17 protein-coding genes are annotated in these 24,400 nt (G+C 60.3%); 5 read left to right on the top strand and 12 right to left on the bottom strand.

The features are described from left to right. Positions 1-102: 102 nt before the first annotated feature. The 4 genes from R3C19_14000 to R3C19_13985 all read right to left on the bottom strand — a co-directional run bounded on the left by R3C19_14000 (position 103) and on the right by R3C19_13985 (position 7,253). Positions 103-999 (bottom strand): dihydrodipicolinate synthase family protein, encoded by an 897-nt coding sequence (locus tag R3C19_14000; protein MEZ6061453.1) that lies wholly within the window; start codon positions 997-999, stop codon positions 103-105. Positions 1,000-1,297: 298 nt separating this feature from the next. Next, a complete protein-coding gene (gene nadB / locus R3C19_13995) occupies positions 1,298-2,926 on the bottom strand; it encodes an L-aspartate oxidase (protein ID MEZ6061452.1) in 1,629 nt (542 codons plus the stop codon). 1,115 nt (positions 2,927-4,041) lie between these two features. Continuing rightward, positions 4,042-5,415, bottom strand: a complete 1,374-nt coding sequence (locus tag R3C19_13990; GenBank protein MEZ6061451.1) for a CehA/McbA family metallohydrolase — start codon at positions 5,413-5,415, stop codon at positions 4,042-4,044. A gap of 134 nt (positions 5,416-5,549) precedes the next feature. Then, positions 5,550-7,253, bottom strand: coding sequence for a PQQ-dependent sugar dehydrogenase (locus R3C19_13985; protein ID MEZ6061450.1), 1,704 nt, complete (start codon positions 7,251-7,253; stop codon positions 5,550-5,552). Positions 7,254-7,746: 493 nt separating this feature from the next. On the opposite strand from R3C19_13985, the gene R3C19_13980 reads away from it, so the two are divergent. The 3 genes from R3C19_13980 (at position 7,747) to R3C19_13970 (ending at position 11,793) form a co-directional block, all read left to right on the top strand. Then, positions 7,747-8,919 carry a methyltransferase domain-containing protein gene (locus R3C19_13980; protein MEZ6061449.1) on the top strand — a complete coding sequence of 391 codons (1,173 nt, stop codon included), beginning with the start codon at positions 7,747-7,749 and terminating at the stop codon, positions 8,917-8,919. Between the two features lie 43 nt (positions 8,920-8,962). Next, positions 8,963-9,994, top strand: a complete 1,032-nt coding sequence (arsS, locus tag R3C19_13975; protein ID MEZ6061448.1) for an arsenosugar biosynthesis radical SAM protein ArsS — start codon at positions 8,963-8,965, stop codon at positions 9,992-9,994. Between the two features lie 203 nt (positions 9,995-10,197). Then, positions 10,198-11,793, top strand: a complete 1,596-nt coding sequence (locus R3C19_13970) for an amidohydrolase family protein (GenBank protein ID MEZ6061447.1) — start codon at positions 10,198-10,200, stop codon at positions 11,791-11,793. Between the two features lie 302 nt (positions 11,794-12,095). Here the strand turns inward: R3C19_13970 and R3C19_13965 are convergent, their stop codons facing one another. The 4 genes from R3C19_13965 to modA form a co-directional block, all read right to left on the bottom strand. Continuing rightward, positions 12,096-12,725: a carboxymuconolactone decarboxylase family protein gene (locus tag R3C19_13965; GenBank protein MEZ6061446.1), complete on the bottom strand. Its 630-nt coding sequence runs from the start codon at positions 12,723-12,725 to the stop codon at positions 12,096-12,098. A 44-nt stretch (positions 12,726-12,769) separates the two neighbouring features. After that, positions 12,770-13,681 (bottom strand): SDR family NAD(P)-dependent oxidoreductase, encoded by a 912-nt coding sequence (locus R3C19_13960; protein MEZ6061445.1) that lies wholly within the window; start codon positions 13,679-13,681, stop codon positions 12,770-12,772. Positions 13,682-14,460: 779 nt separating this feature from the next. After that, a complete protein-coding gene (locus R3C19_13955) occupies positions 14,461-15,411 on the bottom strand; it encodes an ABC transporter permease (protein ID MEZ6061444.1) in 951 nt (316 codons plus the stop codon). Beyond that, complete coding sequence (gene modA, locus R3C19_13950; GenBank protein MEZ6061443.1) at positions 15,408-16,289, bottom strand: molybdate ABC transporter substrate-binding protein; 882 nt, start codon at positions 16,287-16,289, stop codon at positions 15,408-15,410. Before modA ends, R3C19_13955 begins: the two co-directional genes overlap by 4 nt. A gap of 412 nt (positions 16,290-16,701) precedes the next feature. On the opposite strand from modA, the gene R3C19_13945 reads away from it, so the two are divergent. After that, complete coding sequence (locus R3C19_13945; protein MEZ6061442.1) at positions 16,702-18,342, top strand: pyridoxal-dependent decarboxylase; 1,641 nt, start codon at positions 16,702-16,704, stop codon at positions 18,340-18,342. A 135-nt stretch (positions 18,343-18,477) separates the two neighbouring features. Further along, positions 18,478-18,936 (top strand): ferritin-like domain-containing protein, encoded by a 459-nt coding sequence (locus tag R3C19_13940; protein MEZ6061441.1) that lies wholly within the window; start codon positions 18,478-18,480, stop codon positions 18,934-18,936. A 50-nt stretch (positions 18,937-18,986) separates the two neighbouring features. Here R3C19_13940 and dusB read toward each other — a convergent pair whose 3' ends face one another. The 4 genes from dusB to xylB all read right to left on the bottom strand — a co-directional run bounded on the left by dusB (position 18,987) and on the right by xylB (position 24,065). Further along, the gene (gene dusB / locus R3C19_13935; protein MEZ6061440.1) at positions 18,987-20,189 is read right to left on the bottom strand and encodes a tRNA dihydrouridine synthase DusB; all 1,203 of its coding nucleotides are present in this window, start codon (positions 20,187-20,189) and stop codon (positions 18,987-18,989) included. Positions 20,190-20,314: 125 nt separating this feature from the next. Beyond that, a complete protein-coding gene (locus tag R3C19_13930) occupies positions 20,315-21,208 on the bottom strand; it encodes a phosphatidate cytidylyltransferase (GenBank protein ID MEZ6061439.1) in 894 nt (297 codons plus the stop codon). Between the two features lie 15 nt (positions 21,209-21,223). Then, a complete protein-coding gene (locus R3C19_13925; GenBank protein ID MEZ6061438.1) occupies positions 21,224-22,009 on the bottom strand; it encodes an isoprenyl transferase in 786 nt (261 codons plus the stop codon). Between the two features lie 526 nt (positions 22,010-22,535). Further along, the gene (gene xylB, locus R3C19_13920) at positions 22,536-24,065 is read right to left on the bottom strand and encodes a xylulokinase (protein ID MEZ6061437.1); all 1,530 of its coding nucleotides are present in this window, start codon (positions 24,063-24,065) and stop codon (positions 22,536-22,538) included. Between the last annotated feature and the right edge of the window lie 335 nt (positions 24,066-24,400).

Here is a 24,400-nt window from a genome sequence, read left to right as displayed (position 1 = left end):
CGAACAGTCGCCGCACTCCAAAGACGTCGCCCGCCTGGGAACTCAGGAGCCCTGACTCCCGGCAACCGTTGCAAATCGGCGTTCATCGAATCACCGGGCCGATCACTGTCGCGGCCTGGACGCAATGCCGTCGTGGATAATTTTCAGAATGCGCTGGCGTTCCTCGCCTTCGATTTTCAGGCGCGGGGCGCGAGTCACTTCCGAGCCGAAGCCGCATTCCTGTACGGCAAGTTTGATGTATTGCACCAGCTTCGGCAGCGTGTCGAGCTGCAGCAGCGGCGTGTACCAGCGGTAAACCTGCAGAGCTTTTTCCCATTGGCCGCTGGTCGCCAGATCCCACAGCAGGCGATTTTCCGCCGGAAACGCGTTCACAAGTCCGGACACCCAGCCAACGGCTCCCAGCATCAGGCATTCCAGAATGACGTCATCAACGCCGCAGAACAGCAGGTAGCGGTCGCCACACAGGTTTTTCAGGTGGGTGATGCGGCGAGGATCTTCGGACGATTCCTTGATCGCCACAATCTTCGGTTCGTCCGCCAGGTCGACAAACGTGTGCGGCCTGATATCAATCCCGTAGGAAACCGGATTGTTGTAGATCATGATCGGCAGATCGGAAGCCCCAGCGACGGTTCGAAAATGCGCGACCGTTTCGCGAACGTCCGACTTGTAGACCATCGCCGGCAGCACCATGAGTCCGTCGCATCCGGCCGCCTGAGCGTCGGCGGCAAACCCGGCAGCGCCGGCTGTCGTGTACTCGGAAACACCGCTCAGCACGGGAACCCGCCCGTTGACATGCTGCACCGTGGCCCTCAGAACCTCCAGCTTTTCGGCGGGCTGCAGTGAGCAGTTCTCACCGACGGTTCCCAGCATGATCAATCCGTGAATGCCCTGATCCAGCATGACGTCCAGATGCTTCAGCGTCGCATCGATGTTAAGCGACTGATCGTCGTTGAACTGAGTTGTCGCGGCGGGAAAGACACCCTTCCACTGCACGGGCATGGCAATGCACTCCGAAATCGCTGAAGTCCGGTCGAATCAACGGGGCGAAGTGTAGCGGCGAAGTTTCGCTCAGGCGAACCGTCCCGCCTCAACCCGGCGATTCGGAAACTCCCCGAGTCGACCTGTTGGATTTCGCGGAAGGGTCAGTTACACGTCGCGCGACGGTACACTGGCGACGGCTGCTCCGATTGATGCATTCTCCTTCCTGCGACGGGACTCTGAACAGTTCGAACCGACGCGGCGGAATTCGAGTTCGATCTTGAAGACGCCTCCCGGGACCGCGGCCGAAACCGGAGTGCTAACCCGAGGACTTCACGGCGATGTGTCGGGCCTGGTTCGGGTCGGTCTCAGGAAAGTCGCTGCGAAAGTGGACTCCGCGGCTTTCGCGTCGAGCCAGTGCGGCGGCGGTCATGATGCGGCCGACCAGCATCATGTTCTGCAGTTCCCAGCCTTCCGGGTTCGGCAGGTCTCGGCGGCAGACGTAATTGGCCCAGAAGTCGAGCTGTTGACGGGCGGCTGTCAGGTCGCGTTCGTTGCGGCTGATTCCCACACTTCGCCACATCAGGCTGCGCAGCGAATTTCGGATGTCGGCCAGGTCCAGGCCACCGTCCTGATCAGGCTGGATTCCGGGCAGAGACACCAGCGGCGGCGCGGTAAAGTTGTCTGACATCTCCATCGCGGCGTCTGAAGCGTGCCGGCCGCACCGCAGGCCGAAGACGACTCCTTCCAGGAGGCTGTTGCTCGCCAGCCGGTTGGCTCCGTGAAGCCCGGTGGATGTGACTTCGCCGGCTGCCCACAATCCCGGCAGACTCGTGCGGCCCTCCGTATCCGTCGTCACGCCGCCGACCATGTAGTGAGCTCCCGGCCGCACCGGTACGCGATCCGTCGTGATGTCCAGCCCGAAGTCGGAACACACTTTTCCGATATGCGGAAACCGGCGACGGATCTTCTCCGCGCCGATGGGAGACAGGTCCAGGTACACACACGGATGAGACGTCTTTGCCATCTGCAGCGTGATTGCCTGGCTGACGACGTCCCGCGGCGCCAGTTCCAGAGCGTCATTGTAGTCGCCCATGAAACGGTAGCCGGTACAGTCGACCAGATGGGCTCCTTCACCGCGGACGGCTTCGGTAATCAGATGTCGGGAACTTCCCGCGATGTACAGCACGGTCGGATGGAACTGCATGAATTCCATGTCGCGAACTTCACAGCCGGCTCGATATGCCAGAGCGTGGCCGTCGGCGGTGGCGATCTGAGGATTCGTGGTTTCGCGATAGATCGCTCCCGCACCGCCGGTACACAGAATCGTCTGCTTGGCCCAGACAAACGTTCGTCCGTGATTGGCGTTCCACACCAAAGCTCCGCAGCAGACGCCGTCGCGAGTCAGCAGGTCGATGGTGAAGGTCTGCTCCCAGACATCGATGTGGCCGGATTCGATGGCCGTGCGATGCATGGCGCGCATGACTTCCTGACCGGTCGCGTCACCGAGCGCATGAGCGACTCGCGGATGGCTGTGGCCGCCTTCCAGCGTCAGAGCCAGCTGGCCTTCGACGCGATCGAATTCCGCTCCGTAGCGAATCAGCTCCCGGATGCGCTCCGGAGCCTCGCGGACCACCAGTTCGACAACGTCCTCGTCACACATGCCCTTACCGGCGGCGATCGTGTCTGCGATGTGACTGGCGAAGTCGTCCAGCGGATCCAGCACGCCCGCGATGCCTCCCTGAGCGTAGGTGCTGTTGGACTGCTGCAATCGGTCCTTCGTGACAACAATCGTCCGCAGCGACCGGTCAATCGCCAGTGCCGCGCGAGTTCCCGCGATGCCGCCTCCAATGATCAGCACGTCGGCAAACAGATGCGGCACCCGCTTCGGCTCAAACGGAACCAGATAGCGGCGAAGAGTGGGAACCTGAATCTGCTCTGACGGCATGAATGTGAAGTCTCTGCTGCGTTCGTGTGATGGCGGGACGTGAGTGTACCGGCCACAGTCACCGGGATCGAGGATTCGGGACACAGGGGCATCCCACCGCTACCTCATCTTGGCACCGCTGCTCGACCGATGACCGGGAGGGCGAGGCTCCGCCGAGCCGCATGTGCCGGAGAACGTCCGATGCGACATCCCGCTTTTGGTGCGGCGGCTGGTCGCCACATTCGATCTCCCTGAGGCTGCGACGTCCGTGAACCGAACGATGCGCCAGCAGTCCACGCTGCCTTGAGAACCAAAGCGATGCTGGAACATCGCACTCCAAAGCTGGCTCGTAATTTGAAAAAGTTGTGCGGCGCAGTTGTCGGAAAGCTCATTTGCGGCGTGCTGCGATGACATCACGCGGCATTTGGAGTGCGGCGACTGGTCGCCGCTTTCGATCTCCCTGAACCTCCGGCTTCACCTGAACCGAACGACTCCTCGGCAGTCCACGCTACCTTGAGAAGAAAGCGATGCTCGATCATCGCACTCCAAAGCTGCCGGCTCGGAGTTCGACAACACCATTCTCGCCATGGCAGTAAGGCAAGGCATCTACGCCGCAGACTCCGTTGGAAAACTGACTCATCCGGCAACGAGCACACACACTCACGTGATCTACACGGATCCGAAAACGGGAATCCGTGTCACCGGGGCGTCGAACAGATTGGTCTTGCCAAAGGCGCGTGTTGAAGATCCCTGCCCGCGACAATCGCAGCGATAACGACAAGCCGGAATAGGCTGCCCGGGCCGTGTGACGCAACGCATCCCGCTGATCGCGCGGGATGTCACCGTGCCGGCGGCATCTGTCACGGCGGCGGCCACGTCTTCCCGGCACAGGAACATCGCATCCCGACGGCGTCATTCCGCGGTCCGAACGGCTCGGTGAGCCAACTCGGCGCGGGCCTCTTGAAACAGCGATTCCACCTGCTGCCGGTCTTCCGCTGAGGCGTATCGATTTCGCGGCGACGACTCGCAGCAGTTGATCGATCCATTCCACAAAGTACTCCGCGTCGTCCGGATTACGGATCGGCAGGTCGTCCTTCAGAACATACACCGGGCTGGTATGAAGCCACACGGGTCCGTCAAAGACATCGGCATGATCGCCGCCGCGAACTCGCAAAGCGATCCAACTGCTGTGGTTCAGCGGAACATCCGCTTCGAACTGATACCGCTGAACCGTTGCATGCTCCAGACGCTGCAGCGACGCTGTTGTCGACAGCGACCGTGCCGTTGACGATGATTTCCACATGGTCAAACGGCACATGGCTTTCGACGACGGCTTTCACACGGACGCTGTCTGATTCCGCGGACAGCGAATCACCGGGTTCCGCACCGTTGACGGACAACTGCAGGATCGGACCGTTGGTGACAAACGTGCGACCGTTCGCCAGGCCATCCAGCCAGTTCTCCATCGTCAGCGGGCCGTTTGTTTTGACGTAGACGCGGCTGCCGCCCATCGGTTCCGTTGACTGATCCAGCAGCGCATCCGTTCCGACGCAGGCGGAAAGTTTCAGGCCGCAGTTCAGCAGTCGGTACCACAATTCCGCCGACAGATCTTCGTCGCTGTTATACGACATCAGGTCCACGGCCTGAGTCACGTTCAGGATGGCGTCGACGGGAAGTTCGCGAGCCGCACCGCTGCCGGCGGTCAGATCGTCGCTGAACGCCGACGGCTGTCCGGCGAACATCGGATGACCATAGGTCACGACTCCACCCTGTCGACAGGCTTCCGCCGCCATCACATAGTTCGCCGGAAAGTCAAAGTGGTTGGGAGTATCATCGAATCCGGTGTACTGCGGTTCCACCAGTTCTTGAATTCCGAAGAACTGCATATGACCGTAAATCGAACTTCGCATTTCTTCACCGAACACCAGCAGGTGCCGATCGGTGGAAATCGCTTCCGGGCGGCCGCTGATCATGTCGGCATCGCGAATATCGTCACCCTTGTTGTTGGAGATGCACAGGTTGACGAAGTTCACCCCTTCCGCGCGAGCCGCCACCAGAGCATCCGCGACGGTGACGCCCATCGTTCCGCCTGTGTTCAGATGCACGTGCGAATCACCGGAATACCAGCCTCGCGACGCCATATCGACCCAGCGCTGCAGATGCACGGTCAGTTCGGCATCGGAATTCGCATCGATCAATACCGTCTGCGGAACGAATTCAAGACCGCCCGACACTTTCAGGAACATACGTCCCGGCGGCACTTCCGCCTGAAACGAACCGTCGGCGTAGAAGTACGATTCTCCGGCCTTCGTCTTTCGCACGGCCGCTCCTTCGGGAGCAACCTCGCGACTGTCACTCGCCCGCACCACAACCCGCGCGGCGGCCGGCGAATTGTCATCACCCAATATCCGCACGCGAAGTTCATGCAGCGCTTCGTCCGCCTGAACGGGCATCGACACAGCCAGCGTGAGCAGCACAGCCACTGACATTTTCATTGCACGTGGATTCATGAATCGTATTCCTGTGTATTCGACCGTTCAACCCGAGCGAGCGGCATGGCGACGCGACGAACGCGCGCCCAACCATGCCGTCGTGTCGAACGACAGGCGGCTCTTCGGCCAGGTTGCGTCAGTCTTGTGCCGCATCATTCAAAAACAGAATCATCCAGGACCACGCGATAGATCGTGCCCTGGTACCCGACGATGAACAGTTCGTAGTCGCTGTCGATTCCGAAGGACGCCGGCTGTTCGGGGCATTCGCCGATGTGCCGGACTTTGATCAGTTGGCGGTCGGCCTGAGTCAGTGCCCAGATTTGTTTCGATTCGAAGTCGCTGAACACGTAGGCTCCTTCGTACGACGGGCTGCGTGATCCGCGGTAGACGTATCCTCCCGTCACGGATACTCCGTCTTTGCGGCGATACGAAAACACGGGCGGCACGAACATTTCACCTTCGCGCCGGTATTGTTCGGAAAACGGCAGGAACGCTTCATAGACATTCCAGCCGTGATTTTCACCGACGCGCGCTATGGTGACTTCTTCGAACAGGTTCTGGCCGATTTCACCGACCCACAAGTCGCCGGTTTTGGAATCCCAGCTAAACCGCCACGGCATGCGAAATCCGTACGCCCAGATTTCCGGTTTCACGCCGTTGCCGGCGCTGCGGAACGGATTCGTGTCGGGGATCGCGTATGGTCGGTCGCCGGATGCGTTGTCGACGTCGATCCGCAGGATCTTGCCCGGCAGAATGCTCAGATCCTGACCGTGGCCTTCCGGATCTTCCTGCGGCCCGGCGTCGCCCGCGCCGATGTACAGGTAACCGTCAGGACCAAACGCCAGCATGCCTCCCCAGTGCAGGTCGGTTCCCTGAGGAATCTTCAGCAGCCGCCGGGACGGCTCGCCCGCATCGCGTGTGAAGTCTTCGCTGGCTTTCCGTTCGATGATGACAGGAGAAAAGATCCCGTCTTCGCGAACGTGATGGTTCAAAAAGTATCGGCGGTTGTTCAGAAAATCCGGGTGAAATGCCAGGCACATCACTCCTTCGTATTGCCCGGAAATCGATTCGTCGCTCAGATCGGCGAACAGCGTCTTTCTGTCGTGACCAGCGTCGTTTTTTTCCAGCCGCCAGATGCGGCAGGTTTGCTGTTCGACAATCAGGAACGTGTTGCGAGTTCCCGGCATGGCGATGATCCAGACGGGATGGTCAAACTTCATGTCGTCGGAGTGAAACGGCTGAAGGCGGATGGGCTTTTGCAGGACGGGAATCTCCGCCGGCATGCCTGGCCGCACGTCGACCTTCTGCCGCAGAGTCGTCAGGTAAGCGATCAGGTCCGAGAACTGTGTGGCGTTCAGAGTCTTGTGCAGGCCGGTCGGCATCAGTGATGTCGTCGCGCGGTGTTCTTCTTCGATGTCGGCCGAGACGATTGAGAAGACCCTGCCCTCGACGTCGAACAACTCCAGCGCTGTATCGTCACGGTTCCGAACGACGCCGGTGGCCGTTTTTCCCGACTTCAGCACAATCGTGGTCGCCGCGTAGTCCGGATGAATGCCGGCACTCGGTTCCAGAACCGCTGTGATGAGTTGTTCGCGAGTCAGCTTGTCGCCGACGACCGCCAGATCCGGACCGGCCAGACGTTCGCGCCCGTTGATGGCGTGGCACTTGTTGCAGGCGGTTTCTCTGGCTTCGAACAGCACCTTTCCGCGTTCGGCGTCGCCGTGTTCCAGAGCTGCGGCTCGATATTCGGCCAGCACTTCGGAATCTTCGTCCGCTGTTGCAGCAGGCGGTCGGCCAGCCGTCACGATTACCAGACAGCAGCACAGGCACAGGACTGGTCGACGAACTTTCGTCACGGCAGACTCCACGGACGCGATTCGTGAGTTGTGTGATCTACATTACCGCTGAATGCGGCCGCGGCGAAGACGATGCCACAGCACCCGGCAACTCGCGGACAGGTTACCGTCACCCGCTGAAGAAACAACTTCGCGCGGTGGAGCGATCGCCAGCCGTCGTGCTGCTGCCGGCTCAGTTCAAACGACTCAGGGAGATTTCTCAGGCATCGCCGCAGGAACAACACACGTCCGTCGCAACATTCGTGACCTCGTGCAGGACCCGGACTTGCCTGATATTCTGCCGACGTCATTTCATCCCGCGAGTCTAAGAACGAAGCCGGTCACCGCGAACGAAGCCGGTCACCGCGAACGAAACACGCTTCGAACGATGCGGCGAATCAATCGAATCGGTACTGTGCGTTGTCCCTGCACCGAACGAACCCACCGGTCGGTTGAACCGGGGCGGCGTGTTCGCTCACTTCCTTCTGTCAGTTTTCGAAAGCAACCAGCGCTCATGACGTCAGCTCCTCAGACCATGGACCCGGAAGTCTCGGTCCGTCTTCGATATTCCGCGGGAGCCCAGGCGGTGCAGCCCGCGTTGTGCTGTCCGGTGCGTTACAACGCGGAATATCTGGAAGTGATTCCGTCGGAGATTCTGGAACGCGACTACGGCTGCGGCGACCCGACTCAATGGGTGCGTCCCGGCGACACGGTTCTGGATCTCGGCTCCGGCGGCGGCAAGGTCTGCTACATCGCGGCGCAGGTCGTCGGCGCGCAGGGAAAGGTCATCGGCGTCGACTGCAATTCGGAAATGCTGGCTCTGGCGCGACGTTATCAGGACGAGGTCGCGTCGAAGCTGGGTTATTCCAACGTGGAGTTCCGCTGCGGTTTGATTCAGGACCTTCGCCTGGATCTCGACCTGCTGACTCGCGAACTTCAGGGAACCTCCATTCGCGACCGGGATGACTGGCTGCGGCAGCGAGCTCTGGAAGACCAGCTGCGCCGCGATCAGCCGCTGGTTTCCGATGATTCGATTGACTGTGTGGTTTCCAACTGCGTGCTGAATCTTGTCCGCACCGAAGATCGTCGTCAGTTGTTTGCGGAAATCTTCCGCGTGCTGAAACGCGGCGGACGTGCCGTTATCAGCGATATCGTCAGCGATGAAGATGTGCCGGTTCATCTGCAGCAGCAGCCGGAACTGTGGTCGGGATGCATATCAGGGGCGTTTCGGGAAGACCGGTTTCTGCAGGCTTTCGAAGAAGCGGGCTTTCACGGCATCAGCATCGTCAGCCGGACTTCGGAACCGTGGCAGACCGTGGAAGGGATCGAGTTTCGTTCCGTCACGGTGCAGGCCTTCAAGGGCAAACAGGGGCCGTGCATGGAACACAATCAGGCCGTGATCTACCGCGGCCCGTTTCGGAAAGTCGAGGATGACGACGGACACGTCTATCCTCGCGGAGAACGGATGGCGGTCTGCGAGAAAACGTTTCGCCTGCTGCAGTCAGAACCGTACACCGGCATGTTCGACGCGATCGAACCGCTGGAACGTGTGCCCGCAGAACAGGCCGAAGCCTTCGATTGCCGCCGCTCCAAACGGCGCGATCCGAAAGAAACAAAAGGTGCCGGTTATCGAGTGACATCGGAAGCGGCAGGCGACTGCTGTGGCTCCGACACGCCCTGCTGCTGATCCGGTCCCAGCCTACACCGCCATCCGATCCCGGAACCCATCGATGCTGACGCTGCTCCGTCAAGACAATCCACTGGCCGACACCGCTCGGCAGCGTGAGATCCTGCAATCCGGCGATCAAAAGCCGTTCGAACACAGCGTGCTCGAATCCGGTCACGGTCCGCTGCGAGCGTCCGGGATTGAGGTTCTGCAGATCGACGTCGGCAAGCTGTGCAACCAGACGTGCCGCCACTGTCATGTCGACGCCGGGCCGGATCGCCGCGAAATCATGAATCGCGAAACCGCCGAACTATGCCTGCGCGTGCTTGAAGAACACGACATTCCCACGCTGGACATCACCGGCGGCGCTCCCGAAATGAACCCGCACTTCCGCTGGATCGTCGCCGAAGCGTCGCGCCTGAAGCGACGCATCATTGACCGGTGCAACCTGACCATACTGCTCGCTCCGGGCTTTGACGATCTGCCGGAATTCCTGGCCGAACATCGCGTTGACATCGTTGCATCGCTGCCCTGCTATCTGGCGGAAAACACCAACGCTCAGCGCGGCGACGGCGTCTTCGAAAAATCGATCGATGCTCTGCGGCGGCTGAATGAACTTGGCTACGGCCGACCGGACAGCGGACTGGACCTGACGCTGGTCTACAACCCGCAGGGGCCCGCACTTCCTCCGCCGCAGGCAACTCTCGAAGAAGCATACCGCCGCGAACTGCACGAACGATACGGCATCACGTTCAGCCGTCTGTTCACCATCACCAACATGCCCATCAGCCGGTTTCTGGACGACCTGATTTCCCGCGGTCAATACGACAATTATCTGCAGAAACTGATCGGTGCATGGAACCCGCAGACAGTCCCCGGATTGATGTGCCGCACAACGCTGTCCGTTTCGTGGGACGGCTATCTGTTTGACTGTGACTTCAATCAGATGCTGGACATGAAACTGCTTTCCGGTCTGCCGACACACATCCGGGACTTCAACGCGACAGCTCTGCGTTCGCGGCCAATCGCGACCGGCCAGCATTGCTACGGCTGCACCGCCGGAGCGGGTTCGGGTTGCCAGGGAGCAATTTCCTGAACGACGCCTCGTTCCAGGGCTCCTGCCCTGGAACGCCGTGCCTTGCAGGCTCAGCCTGCACTTTCAGGCGGCGAGCCATAGCAGCGATCCGAAAGGCGGAGCCTTCCTGGCAGTGGGTTCCAGGAGCAGGATAGGGTGTCTCCGGGTCGGCAGCGCGGTTCGCAATCTGCTGCGTTGCCAGGATAGCATCCGGCTTTCGTGACATGTCGTTTGTTCTTACCGGGATCGTTATGTTCGACATCATCCTTCGTTCGGGAACGGTCATCGACGGCAGCCGCGCGCCGCGGGTCGTGTCAGACGTTGGCATCGTCGGTGATCGGATTACTGCTGTGGGAAATCTTGCGGACGCTGCGGCCACGATCACGATTGACGCTGCCGGCAAAATTGTCGCGCCGGGGTTTGTCGACGTTCACAACCATTCGGACGGCTGGATGCTGAAGCAGCCGCTGCAGGCCGCGAAGATTCTGCAGGGATTCACTTCGGAAGTGCTGCTGCTGGACGGCATCGGATATGCCCCCGTCGACGAAAACACGTGGCGGGAATGGTTCTTCTATCTGAGAGCACTCGACGGCCTGCGGCTGGACGAATACGAAGGCTGGCGGTCACTGGAAGAATTCATGCAGTGCGTTGAAGGCCGCACGACTCAGAATGCGCTGATGCATGTGCCGTACGCCAACGTTCGTTCGCTGATCTGCGGATTCGGTTCGCAGCCGCCGAGCCGGGAACAGATGGCGTCGATCCGGACGGAGATCCGCCGCGGCATGGAAGCCGGAGCCGTCGGTCTGTCGACGGGGCTGGATTACATCGTGCAGTGTTTTTCGACAACGGACGAACTGATCGAGGCCTGCAGAGTCGTCGCGGAATTCGGAGGACTGTACGCGACTCACATTCGTTACAAGCTGGGAATGGTGCCCGCTCTGGACGAAGCTCTGCGGATCGCTGTCGAATCCGGCGCGAGTCTGCACATTTCGCACCTGAAGGCTCGCGCCGGCCAGCCGACGGATGAGGTGATGGCGTGGCTGGAGAAAGCTCGCCAACAGGTGCCGCTGAGTTTCGACGTTTACCCGTATCTGCCCGGTTCCACGATGCTGAACTATCTGCTGCCGTATGACGTCTGGGAAGACGGGCCTCTGGCCGCGATGGGAAAGCTGAATCATCCTGACACACGCGAACGATTTCGCGACTGCCTGCGAACATACAAGCTGGATCTGGACAACATCCGCATCGCCTGGCTGCCCGGACGCGAAAATTCCTGTCATCAGGGAAAGCTGCTGAGCGACTACGTTGAAGAAACCGGGCTGCCTGCCGAAGAAGCGCTGCTGAACCTGCTGATCGAAGAACGCATGGCTGTGCTGTGCGTTTATCTGGAAGGCGATGACCGGCAGATCGATCCATTTCTGCAGCACGATCTGTACATGATGGGCAGCGACGGAATTCACGCTGACTCAGGCCTGATACATCCCCGGCAGTTCGGTTCCGCGGCCCGGCTGCTGGGTTCGTGTGTTCGTGAGCGAGGCTTGTTTTCACTGGAAGACGCCATCCACAAACTCAGCGGTCACGCCGCCGAAAAGTTCGGACTGAAGGATCGCGGCCGGATTCGCGAAGCAGCGTTCGCAGACGTAGTTGTGTTTGACCCGGCCACGATCCGCGATCAGGCAACCTACGACAATCCGCAGACTCCGGCCGGCGGCGTCAGTGATGTGCTGGTCAACGGAATCCCGGTCGTTTGCGACGGACATCCGGTGGACCTTCCCGACTCGGCACCGCGTCCTGGACGCTTTGTGAAATTCCACCGGTAGTGTCGAGACGCTGTTGCGGAACGAAGCAGTCTGATGTCGAGAGCAATCGGCTCGCCCAACCCCACCGGCGTTCAATTTCTCCGCGAGCCCCGTCCATTCTCCTCGCCCGCAAAGTGGAGGAAATTCTTCGGCGTTTATAGCAGAAAATCGGTGCGGCCACGCGCGCGGACGCGCGATACTTTCAAGCGGTTCTTCGTGGACGCCCTGCCGGCGTCAAGGCGCAGGAACTGCTTCGACGCCGCTTGTTGACGGATCGACGCTGAAATCGAACAACAGGTGGCAAACGCGGAACGGCATTGCTGTCAGGCCACACCGATCGATCGCAGGAACTGACTTCCCGCAACCATCGTGGCGGCGCATTGAATGGCTTCGTAGATCGCTTCGTCAGCGATTTTCAACTGGCTGGCTTTGGCGACGTGAGACGACGTGCAGGGTTTGCAGGAATTGATGTCGCTGAGTGCCAGGTTGATAAGTTCCACTGTTTCCTCCGGCAGGGACGTGCCGTGAAACGTGTGAGCCCGCAGGCCCACGGGCATGCCTTCGAAGACTGCGCTGCCGCTGATGTCGCGGAACTTGAACAGCACGTTGTACATCGAATTCGTGGCCCCGACGGCAAGCGCGTCGGTGATTTGCTGAACGCTGATGTCTCGGGCTTCGGCCAGTTCGCGGATATATTGCAGCAGCGTCTGGCAGCCGCATTGTCCCGCGACGGCGACCGCGATCAGCAGCCTGGATTTTTCGTCAAGCTTGCCGTCCGACAGCACGAACTTGCGGAAGTTCATGAAGAAGTCATGGACGAAAGTCGGCACGCTGGCCATGTAACGGAAGATCTCGGGAATCTCTTCGACTCCCAGGACTTCTCGGATGCGGGTAAACGCCTGAGCGGCTTTGTCGACAGCGTCAGCGTCGGCTACGGGATTAACCAGGGGCATCGATTCAAGTGGCTTTCCGGATTCAGGGAGAACAGGGGTATCATCTATCGCGAACGAGCGTGACGATTCGTCAGATCGGTGACTGTCGAATTCGGGACGGCGACGGCGAGAGGACCAGTGGGGCACGCGTCAGGCGGTCGAGTGTCGGGTGCGGGTGACTGGACCGTCAATCCAGCGGAATCGGCCAGCTCCAGCCGCTGCTGAATCCGCCGTCGACGTACAGCGTCTGACCGGTCATGAACGCCGACGCCTTTGAAGCCAGAAAGATGGCAGTACCGACCATGTCGTCGGGAACTCCCAGACGTCCCAGCGGAGCATTGCGCTCGATTCCAATCCTGCATTGTCGGGTCTGACCACAGCTTTTCGGTCAGGTCCGTCAGGATAAAGCCGGGAGCCAGGCTGTTGACCCGAATGCCGTGCTGCCCCCATTCCAGAGCCAGTCCGCGAGTCATTCCCAGCATTCCGAACTTGCTGATGGCGTACGGCAACACGCCCTTCAGCGGCATGTACGTGTTTAGCGACTCAACGTTGATCTGCACGCCCGACTTTCGTTCGATCATGTGACGCCCGACTTCCTGGCACATTTCGAACGCGCCTTTCAGGTTGGTGTCCATGATGAACCGGTAGTCATCGGCGGTCACCTGTTCGGCTCGCTTGCGGCGGTTGACTCCGGCGACGTTGAGCAGAGTGTCAATGCGGCCGTGCTGCTGAAGCGTTTTCTGAACGGTGGACGTGACGTCTTCCGAGTTCGCGACGTCGCAGGCCAGTCCGGAGATGCTGCCGCCGTCGCGACTGAGTTCGCGGACAGTTGCGTCAACGGATTCCAGGTTGCGGCTGCAGATCACGACCGTTGCGCCGCGACTGACGAAGCCGCCGGCGATCGCTTTTCCGATGCCCCGGCTGCCTCCCGTGACCAGCACGATCTGACCGGCGACTGAGAACAGTTCATCGCTCATGGAAATCGTTCCATCCTGTCGTGCTTTGTCAGCACTGAATTGATCATCAGTTGTGTGGCAATGGCTGTGCCAGTGGTTTTCGCGACGCCAGCGCACCGGCGCAGTCAGTGCCACACATCAAGACACGTTGGCCAGGGCAAATGTCAGGTGCCGTCAGCTGTGGAAGCACAGTCACCGGCACTCCACTGCGGCGCGCCGGCGAGCGACCATGGAACCCTGCGGCTGCAGCATCCGGCACGCGGTACGGCTGTCCCGACCGCAGTCGCAGAATCTGATTCGCACAGTGTGCATTTTTCAAAGTTTGTCCCGAAATTGTCTCGAATCTGCCTCGGCAGAAGTTGCCGGAAATCGGCAGCACTGCTTGTAAGACGTTATCTGACAATGCGTTAGAAGACTGGTCGCGGGAGCATGCGGCAGCGGTGACAGCCTGAACACGTATTGACCCGTTTTTCGAATCGTCGTACCGTTCGGCCAGACACAGCACGACGTCAAACGACGAAATGAATTGTGTCAAACTGGCAACAACTTGCCAATCGCCCCCGGAAGCAGCTTGAGTCCTCCGCCCCCCTGGGATTCGCTGCTTCCGGGATTTTTTTTGCGCGACCGAAGGTTCACGGCGGACGGTTCCCCGGTGGCCAAAAAGCACCAGTCGTGCGGCAGATGAATTGACACCCGCTCGCGAGCCGCACGGCGCTAGCCGCGGTTGCGTATGCGGGGAACCGGGCCTTGCGCCCTGCGGCTGGCAAGGCTGGCAAGTCGACTCTCATCTTCTTCACGCCTTACGACCGGTGTCGCGCGTCGGCGGTTGTTTCCGCTTCTTCCAGATGCGCTCCGAATCGTCGAGCGACGATCAGCACGGTGACGGCCGCGACCACCATAATCAGAGACACCGCCACCGCGGCTTCGATGTTGCCGACGGAAAGTTCCAGGTAAACGGTCATTGACAGCACTTCCGTCTTCATGCGTGTCATGCCGGCGAAGACCAGCAGCGGACCGAATTCACCCAGCGACCGCGCCCAGGCCAGCGTCAGCGCGGTCAGCATGCCTCGGGACGCGTCCGGCAACACCACCATTCCGAACGCCTGAGCCCGTGTGCATCCCAGTGAGATCGCGACGTGTTCGCAGCGGGGAGTAATGTGGTCGAAGGTGGATTTCATCGTCCTGACCGCAAACGCACAGGCCACCGAAAACTGAGCCAGCACGACCGCGGGAATTTGATGCACGACGCGGCCGGCAACGAATGCAAGCGGCGCGAACTGAAACAGGATCAGCAGACTCAGGCCAACCACGAGCGGCGGCAGGACGATGGGAATGTCCAGCACCGCATCCAGCAGTCTCTTTCCAAAAAAGTTGTGCCGCGAAAGCAGGTATCCCATCGGAACTGCCACAACCAGCGACAGCACCGCCGACAGACTGCAGGAAATCAGACTCAGCCAGATCGAATAGCGAATCCGGCGATCCGCCAGTGCTTCCGCAATCGGATTTTCCAGAAACAGAGCTGACAGCGAGTGACCTTTGCCGGCAGCGGCATCGATCGTTTTTTCCGCGACGTACCAGGCGTCGGCGGCCAGCATCGCCACAATCAGCAGAACGTAGGTTCCGCTGATGATCGACAGGCAGACAAAGAACGCTCGGTCCGACAGCGACACGCGTCGAGAACTGCGGTCGGTGGAACGGTGTGTCTGCGAATTTGGATCGGCCGACGCTTCCGGCTGGACTGGCGGGCTCATTGCGATGAGCTTTCCGGGACCTTGTCGGCGGCAACATAAGGCCGAACGCCATAGTCTTCAAAGACTTTCCGACCATGGTTCGGATCGGCCAGGAACCGTGCAAAATCGACAGCGGCACCGGGATCCGCTGACGTATTCAAAACGGCGACACTGATCAGGCTCTGCCCGGCAGCCAGTTCGGGAACATCCACCGCCTGCAGTTCGTCGCGATAGTCGGGCATGGCGACCGTCGAATCCCAGACAATGGCGGCGTCCACGGCTCCCAGCTTCACGTCGTTGGCGACATCGCTGACCGTGGGTTTGAACGCTCCGGTCCGCGTCACGTGAGCTTCCAGTTGCTGCCACAGTGTGCCGTCGGCCGTGGTGATGCCCTGCAGTTGTTTCCGCGTGACTCGGCCAATCGCCGCCTGATTGGCGTAGGCGAGCGACACGCGCACATCATCACGCAGCAAGTCTGCCATCGCGCGAATCTGCCGGCGAGAATCCTTCCTGACGGCAATCACAGGTCGCTGAACGGCAATCGGCAGAGTTTCCGACGCCAGTCCCAGCTCAATGGCCCGGTCGATGTAGAACTCATCCGCCGCCAGAAACAAGTCCGGTGACGAACCGCCGGCGACCTGAAGCTGATTCAACAGCGTGTTCGAACCGCCGAAGTGCAGTTGGATGGGAACTCCGAATTCGTCCTCATAGCGATCAGCGATTTCCTCCACGGGAGCCCGCATTCCGGCCGCGACAAAAACCAGCAGCGGCGGACGAAGTTTCGCCGAATCCGGCGGCCCCAGCCGAAGCAGCGAAACCAGCACCAGTATCGCCGATCCCGCCGCCAGGGGCATTGTCCAGACAGCGTTGACGCTGCCCGATCTTGGTTCGTTCTTCATCAATTGCAGGGTTGGTCAGAATGGAAGCCCGGCGGGATGCGAGTTGGTGGCAGTGGCGAAACGTGACAAAGTTCGGACTGCGCGTCTTCTGTCGTCACGTGTTGCGCGCCGCCAGTTGCAGACTATAAAGCCGAAAGCGACAGCGTTCACGTGAGCGTGCGGCAAATGTCCAAAACTCGCCTTCCACTCGTTCCTTTGACTTGTTCCAGGGCTGGAGCCCTGGAACGCTCTGCCTTGCAGGCTCTGCCTGCGGCTGGCGGGTAGATTCTCATCTGCCCCACGCATTACCGTTCGCGAAGGCGGAGCCTTCCTGGCAGCGCGTTCCGAGGCTGGAGCCTCGGAACGAGAGGAACGGCGGACCCTCGAAACGAGATGTGACTCACGACACTCAACAACAGGACCGGAAACACACGTGGGAACTCCCGCTTATCACAGCATTCTGAATCAGCTTCGTTCTGCATTTCCGGCTCCCGTTTCGGACAGAATGCACGATTCATATTTCGTCTTTTCGATTCTGCGAGCTCTGGATCACGTTGACGGGATGAAGTCGGAAATCCCGCTGCTGGGCAAAGCGATGCCGCTGGATTATGAACAGGCGGAACAGGCTCGCATCGCCGACGAATCGTCGACGGTTGAACGTGTCAGCGAACAACTGGTCGCGACGCTGAACGGTATGCCGATCTGGGGGCACCCGCGGACTCAGATCAACGTCACACCGCCGTCGACGATTCCCGCCATCATCGGATCGCTGCTACCGGCGATCTACAACCCGAATCTGGTGTCCGACGACAGCGCGTACGGCGTCGAAGTTGCGGAAGCTCGCGTCACGTCGATGACGGCGGACCTTGTCGGCTACGATCCGAAGCGCGCCGCCGGAGTGTTTACGTTTGGCGGTACAGGAACGGTTCTGTACGGCGTGAAGATCGGGCTGGAAAAAGCGATGCCCGACGCGATGGACCAGGGAGTCGCCGCCAACGGCGTTCTGCTGACGTCGCGACAGGGACATTACTGCCGGCTGAATGTCGCCGGATGGCTGGGGATCGGAGAAAAGAATGTCGTCACGATTCCCACATCGACGTCGAATGACATCCGCATTGACGCGTTTGAAGCCGCCGCGAGGGAAGCGATCCGCAGCGGTCGGCGAATCGTCGCGATGATTGCCACGATGGGTACGACGGATGCGATGGGAATCGATGACATCGCGGCGATGGCCGACATTCGCGACCGTCTGGTCGAAGAATTCGCTCTGGACTATCGCCCGCACATTCACGCGGACGCCGTCATCGGCTGGGCGTGGTCCGTGTTCAGCGACTACGACTTCGAGGCCAATCCTCTGAACTTCCGGCCTCGCACCGTGCGAGCTCTCGCGGCGGCATGTCGTCGGATTTCCGCACTGCACCGCGCGGATTCGATCGGCATCGACTTTCACAAGACCGGTTTCGCGCCGTACGTGTCCAGTCTGGTGCTGGTGAAGGAACGTCAGGATCTGCAGTCACTGGTGCGAGGTCGGGAAGACATGCCGTATCTGTTTCAGACCGGCGAACGTCATCCGGGAGTCTACACACTGGAAACATCGCGTCCCGGCGGCGGAGTGTTGTCGGCGCTGGCGAATCTGCTGCTGTTCGGCCGGACGGGTCTGCGAGTTATCCTGGGGCACCTGGTGGAGATGGCCGAATTGTTGCGCGAACACCTGGAAGGTCATCGGAATACAACCGTGCTCAACAGCGACAACGTCGGCACGGTGACGCTGTTCCGCGTCTATCCGGACGGAGTCGACACGTGGACGATCAAAGACCGGGAACGCACCGATCCCGCGGCGCTCGACGAGCTTCGTTCGTTTAACGACTACAACCGGCGTGTGTTCCGGGTTCTTCACCGGCAGGCGATGCTCGGTGAAGGCGTCCGTATTTCCATGACGGAATGCTATCGACATACGGATTACGGTGAACCGATTGTGGCGCTGAAATCGTACATGCTGTCGCCGTTCATCGACGAATCGCATGTGGAACTGCTGGTGCGAAACGTCCTGAAGGCTCGCGATCAGGTTGAATGATGCGGCTGCAGCTGCCGGTGCGCTGCAGCCGCAGGGCACACGTGGTAAGCTTCGTGTCGCGAACGACCGGCCCGCGAATTTGTCGGGGCCGATGTTTGCCGATCCATCGAAATCACTTTGAAAACGAGGAATGTCATGTCAGACGACAAGCGTCAGGAAATCATCACGGAACTCTGCGTCGCGTACTGGATGGAGATCGAAACCGTGATGAACTACATCGCGAATTCGACGAATCTGGACGGCGTGCGCGCTGAGGAAATCAAGAAGGCTCTGGCGGCTGATGTCGCAGCGGAACTCGGCCACGCTCAGACTCTGGCGCGGCGAGTCAAGACGATCGGCGGACACGTCCCCGGCAGTGTGGCGTTCAAAGCGTCCCAGCAGGCTCTGCAGCCGCCGTCAAAGTCGACCGACGTCGTCGCGGTCATCAAGGGAGTCATTGCCGCCGAAGAAGGAGCGATCGCTCAGTACAACAAGATCATCAAGCTGTGCGACGGCGTCGACTACGTCACGCAGGATCTGTGCATCACGGCTCTGGCTGACGAAGAGGAACACCGTCGTGAATTCATGGGATTTCTGACCGAATACGAAGGCTGAGACGACAGGTGGTCAGCGTCCGAACGGTGTCGTCGCCGTAGTTCGCATGGTCACCATTTGTCGACCGGACCGCCGGGGACGGGAATCGGGCAGTCCAGCAAAACGCCCGTCCGATTGCCGTCAACGGGGCCTTCGTCGCGAATTCTCTGCAAAGCGTCGTCGAATTCTGTTCGCGTCGTCACCAGTTGAAAATCACCGCGAAGCCGCTTGCGGATTCTCATGCCCTTCAGATACCAGTGAGCCATCTTGCGGAACAGCACAATCGCGCGCTGACTGCCGTGGCGTTCCTCCAGATACTCGTACTGCCCGATCATCAGGTTCAGCCGTTCGTCGAATGTGCCGGCTGGTGAAAACGTGCCGGTGCGTTCCCATTCGTCAAGCTGACGGAAGATCCACGGATTCGCCAGTGCCGCACGGCCGATGGAAATTCCGTGGCAGCCGGTTTCTCTTAACATGATCGCGGCATCCGCGACGGAACGCACATCGCCGTTGCCGATCACGGGAATGCGTTCGACGGCTTCGACAACCTGGCGAATTCCGTCCAGCGAAACGCGCCCGCTGAAACCCTGTTCGCGAGTCCGGCCGTGAATCGCCACGGCGCAGATACCGGCCTGTTCGAATTCCTTTGCAAAAAACGGGGCCGACAGATTGCGATCGTCCCAGCCCAGCCGCATCTTCACGCTGACGGGAACCGGCACGGCTTCCACAACTTTTCGCACCAGCGAGATCGTGCCGTTAGCGTTGCACATCATGCCGGCCCCCGATCCCGATCCGGCGATGCGATTGACCGGGCAGCCCATGTTGATGTCGATCGTGTCGACGCCGTGGTCCACCAAAAACTGAGCCGCCGCAGCCATGAAGTCCGGATCGCTGCCGAAAATCTGAACCGCGAACGGCCGGTCCTGGGGATGCGTTTCAATCATTTGCATCGTGCGCTCGTTTCGTTCCAGCAGCGCTCGAGCATTCACCAGATCCGTGGTCGTCAGGCCGACGCCACCGATGTTGCGAACGATGCGCCTAAACGGCAGCGTCGTGAATCCCGCCAGCGGAGACAGCAGGTATCGCGACGTCAGCGTCAGGTTTCCGTACCGCACCGCTGGGCGAAAACACGGACGTTCGACGTCGGCCGTCACGTCGTTGCCGCGCGACTGCCCGGACGTTTCCGCGCAGGCTGTATCAGCGGCCGTAATCGCAGTGCGCGGCGGCCGGCGGTCGGTGGTTCGAAAGACATCCGTTATGGCACGTTTGACCACACTGTGTTCCGTTGCATCAGATTGCCGGTACGAAGATTCGACACCGGCCAGAGATTCGCGACGACGAATGACTTGCGTCGCACTTATCCCGGTTCGAGTCCGGATGATGGCAGGCTGCCGTTCGCTCAGCCGGCCGGAGGCAGCCGAGCCCACCATGCCAGGGCGAACGGGCTGGCGAACAGCACGCTGTCCAGCAGATCCAACAGACCGCCGAACCCAGGCATCAGAGCCGCGGAATCCTTCTGCCCGACATCGCGTTTGATGAGCGATTCGCAAAGATCACCAATCAGCCCGACAAGGCCCATTGTTGCGCCGTAGCCCAGCACGACCAGCAGACTTCCGGCGGATGGTTTCTCGTCGAACAGCGCGCCGCCGAATGTCAGCCACAGCCAGCCGCCCAGCGAACTTCCGACGATTGCTCCCACGGCACCCATCCACGTCTTGCCGGGACTCAGCCGCGGAATCAGCTTCCGTTTTCCCCACAATCGGCCGAATGAGTACGCCCCGATGTCACCGGATTTCACGGCAATGATCATCGAACCAATCGCGAAGTAACCAATCTGCGGCGTCGGAAACCAGCGGAACTGAGCCGTCAGCGCCACCAGGCCGCCGCAAAACAGAATCGTGACGGCATTCGCACCGAGCGATTCCATCGCGTGTCCCGGCTGAACGAACCGGACGGCTTCGTAAATCATCAGCACCAGGAATCCGGCAGTCAGCGCGGCACCAATCCAGCCGACGGAAATCAGCAGTCCATTGATTCCGGCGACCGGCGGCATTCGAACATGATTCCACGCGGCCAGAATCGTCAGCACGCAAATCGCTGACGTCAGGCCGAACGAAGGCTGCATCGCGCGAGTCCGCAGCAGTTGCGTCAGCTCAAAGCAGCAGCGAATGCTAAGCCCGATACAGATCAGCAACAGCACCGGAGCACGGTCGCCGATCGATGCGTCCCAGCGGAACAGCACCAGCAGCAGCGGAATCAGGACTGCGGAAATCAGAAGTCGCCAGCCAAGCATGATTCGTCGTGCCCCTTACGCCGACGCGGCTTCTTCCGGCGGAACCTTCAATCCCCCGAACCGGCGGTCTCTCGCGGCGAAATCCTTCAGTGCCTGATGAAGATTCGCTTCGCGGAAATCCGGCCAGAATGTTTCCGTTACCCACAGTTCCGAATAGCTGATCTGCCACAACAGAAAATTGCTGATCCGCATTTCGCTGGCCGTGCGAATTACCAGATCCGGATCCGGCATTCCCGCCGTCATCAGATGTGCGGCGACAGTGTCTTCGCTGATCTGTTCCGGACGGAGTTCGCCCTGCTGAACAGTGGCGCAGATTCTTCGAACCGCTTCGGTGATTTCCAGCCGGGCACCGTAGTTCACGGCCAGACACAACGTCATCCCGTCGTTGTTTGCGGACACTTGAACTGTTTTCGCGATTTCCTTCTGAATAGCCGGGGCCAGTTCTTCCAGCTTGCCGATCACGCGAAACCGCAGTCCCTGTTCCTGAATTTCGCGGCGTTCCTCAATGACGTACTGCTTCAGAAGCCGCATCAGCAGGCTGAGTTCCCGCTGAGGGCGCTTCCAGTTTTCGCTGGAAAAGCAGTACAGCGTCAGTTGCTTCAGTCCCAGGCGGGAACATTCCTCGACGACACTTCGGACAGAATGCACGCCCCGGCGATGGCCTTCCACTCGGGGAAATCCGCGTTTCTGAGCCCAGCGGCCATTGCCATCCATGATGATCGCGATATGGCGCGGAAGGCGTTCGCGCAGCAGGCCGAGTTCCTCGATCTGCTGGTCCGAATATTCCGGTTCGCGAGACAACGCCGTCGTTCTCCTGCTCAAAAACGTCCGCGTTTCACACGGAGTCGCGCGCCGCTGTCAGTCTGACGCGCCGCAGCGGTGGCGTTGTACCGAATCAGCCGATTTCTGACCACCATTCCGAATTCCGTCACATGCTGACGAAAGTGGACCCTGGCTCGCGCATCGCCCGCCCACCCACCTCTCCCCGGACAGCGGCAGGGAGAGGTCGGGCGAGCGGAGCGATGCCCGGGAGAGGGCCGAACGCGCGATCAGCGTCCCCGCAACGCAGCGAGGTTTGCGCGCGGACCGCCCTCCTCCCGAATTTGCTTTGCTCGTTCGAAACCTCCGTGTTGACCTTCGGTCGGGACGAGTGCTTGTTCTGCGCATCGGCCATTATGGCGTGTGGCAGATGAATTCTTACCAGTCTGCAGGCTGCAGGGCGCTTGCCCAGGTTTCTCTGTGAACGGAACCGGCGCTTGCGCCGTGCGGCTTGCAGGTAAATCTCCACCTGCCGATCGCCTAAAGCCGGGTCGTCAACGCTCGGTCTTCAAAGCAGCGACTGGATGCTGCGGAAGTCGTTCTTCAGCGACTGATAGAGTTTCCCGTAGACGGGGTAGGCCGCGTTGTAGGTCTTCTTTGCGGCCGCGCCGGCTGTCGTTTTTGACACGACAGAAATGGTCGCCTTGCAGGCTTCGGCGACATTCCGGTAAGCGCCGGTCCCCGCCGCGGCCAGCAGTGCCACGCCGTACGCCGGACCTTCTTCCGCGTTGATCGTGATCACCGGCTGGCCGTAGATATCGGCCTGCATCTGTCGCCAGAACTCACTTCGGGCACCGCCACCGGACAACCGGATTTCGTTTACCGGGATATTCATCTGTCTGATGATTTCCAAAGTATCCCGCATGGCGAAGGTCGCACCTTCCATGACCGAGCGAGCCATGTGGGCTCTTCCGTGTCGCAGGCTGAGTCCGATCCAGCACGCGCGGGCGTACGGATCGGCGTGTGGAGTCCGTTCTCCCGTCAGATACGGCAGAAAGAACAGTCCTTCGGAACCGGCCGGAGCACTGGCGGCCAGTTGAGTAATCAGTTCGTACGGGTCGATCTTCTGTTTTTTTGCCGCTGCACTTTCCTCCTGGCAAAGCTGGTTGCGAAACCACTGCAGGCTGCCTCCGGCGGACAGGACGCAGCCCATGACGTGCCACTTGCCGCGCACCGCGTGACAAAACGTGTGCAGCCGTCCGTCGGGATCGACCTGCACTTCGTCGCTGTGAGCAAACACGACGCCGCTGGTGCCCATCGTGGCGGACACGACTCCCTTGCGAACGATGCCGTTACCGATCGCGCCGGCTGCCTGGTCGCCGCCTCCGCCGACCACCGGCGTGCCGGACTGCAGTCCCAGTTCGCCGGCCGCCGATGATGTAAGTTCGCCGGTGATGTCTTCGGATTCGTACACGCGAGGCAGCAGTGACGCGTCCAGATCCAGCCTGCCCAGCAGTTCATTCGACCAGCGGCGATTCACCACGTCCAGCAGCAGTGTCCCCGACGCATCACTGACTTCGGTCGCGAATTCCCCTGTGAGCAGAAACCGAACGTAGTCCTTCGGCAGCAGCACCTGAACGGTCCGGTCGAAGTTCTTTGGTTCGTGGTTTCGCAGCCACAGTATCTTGGGAGCCGTAAAGCCGGTCAGTGCGGGATTGGCCACCATGTTAATCAGAGCCCGGCGGCCTCCCGCGCGCTGTTCGATTTCGTCACATTCGGCGGCGGTTCGCTGGTCGTTCCACAACAGCGCAGGCCGGATCACGCTGCGCGACTTGTTCAGGAACACGCTGCCGTGCATCTGGCCGCTGAGTCCGATGCCGCTGACATCACCCGGTTTCAGTTTACCGGCCTTCATCACACGGCGAACGGTCTTCACTGTGGCAGCCCACCAATCGGCGGGGTTCTGTTCTGACCAGCCGGGTTTGGGGTTCGACAGCGGATATTCTTCCGTCGCGGAACTCAGGATCGTCCCGTCTTCGCGGATCGCCAGCGTTTTCGTGCCGCTTGTCCCGATGTCAATCCCCAGAAATGCTGCCATGATCCGTTTTGCTCCCGTCGAATTCTGCTGCGTTGCGTCAGGTTCCGGTTTCGCGCGGCTGAGAAGTCTAATCGCTTGCCCGACAGCGAGCGAACGATCCCGGTGTCTTGTCAGTGTCCTGGACTGCGAAGCCAGCGGCACCCGAACAATGGCGTTTGCAACGCCGATCGCGAGCCGGCACTGCAACTTCGGAAGACGCAATACATGCCCGCAGATTGCTCTGTTTTCCTATTTTGTAATTGTGGTTTCACAGCTTGAGTCCGCAGCCACTGCTGCATACAGTTCTGTTCGCCGAGTCAACCGGTCGGATGCGTCCGGAATCAGCAGTGAAGTGA

This window comes from Planctomycetaceae bacterium, from assembly GCA_041398785.1.
GTDB lineage: Bacteria > Planctomycetota > Planctomycetia > Planctomycetales > Planctomycetaceae > JAWKUA01.
The sequence above is the reverse complement of the archived record's forward strand: the minus strand, read 5'-3'. Positions and strand labels throughout refer to the sequence as shown.

Coding starts and splice junctions, on each gene's coding strand:
- R3C19_14000 (MEZ6061453.1), bottom strand. CDS start 999: ATGCCCGTGCAGTGGAAGGGTGTCTTTCCCGCCGCGACAACTCAGTTC.
- modA (MEZ6061443.1), bottom strand. CDS start 16,289: ATGAAGAACGAACCAAGATCGGGCAGCGTCAACGCTGTCTGGACAATG.
- R3C19_13940 (MEZ6061441.1), top strand. CDS start 18,478: ATGTCAGACGACAAGCGTCAGGAAATCATCACGGAACTCTGCGTCGCG.
- R3C19_13990 (MEZ6061451.1), bottom strand. CDS start 5,415: ATGAATCCACGTGCAATGAAAATGTCAGTGGCTGTGCTGCTCACGCTG.
- R3C19_13930 (MEZ6061439.1), bottom strand. CDS start 21,208: ATGCTTGGCTGGCGACTTCTGATTTCCGCAGTCCTGATTCCGCTGCTG.
- xylB (MEZ6061437.1), bottom strand. CDS start 24,065: ATGGCAGCATTTCTGGGGATTGACATCGGGACAAGCGGCACGAAAACG.
- R3C19_13960 (MEZ6061445.1), bottom strand. CDS start 13,681: ATGAGCGATGAACTGTTCTCAGTCGCCGGTCAGATCGTGCTGGTCACG.
- R3C19_13970 (MEZ6061447.1), top strand. CDS start 10,198: ATGTCGTTTGTTCTTACCGGGATCGTTATGTTCGACATCATCCTTCGT.
- nadB (MEZ6061452.1), bottom strand. CDS start 2,926: ATGCCGTCAGAGCAGATTCAGGTTCCCACTCTTCGCCGCTATCTGGTT.
- R3C19_13965 (MEZ6061446.1), bottom strand. CDS start 12,725: ATGCCCCTGGTTAATCCCGTAGCCGACGCTGACGCTGTCGACAAAGCC.
- R3C19_13955 (MEZ6061444.1), bottom strand. CDS start 15,411: ATGAGCCCGCCAGTCCAGCCGGAAGCGTCGGCCGATCCAAATTCGCAG.
- arsS (MEZ6061448.1), top strand. CDS start 8,963: ATGCTGACGCTGCTCCGTCAAGACAATCCACTGGCCGACACCGCTCGG.
- R3C19_13980 (MEZ6061449.1), top strand. CDS start 7,747: ATGACGTCAGCTCCTCAGACCATGGACCCGGAAGTCTCGGTCCGTCTT.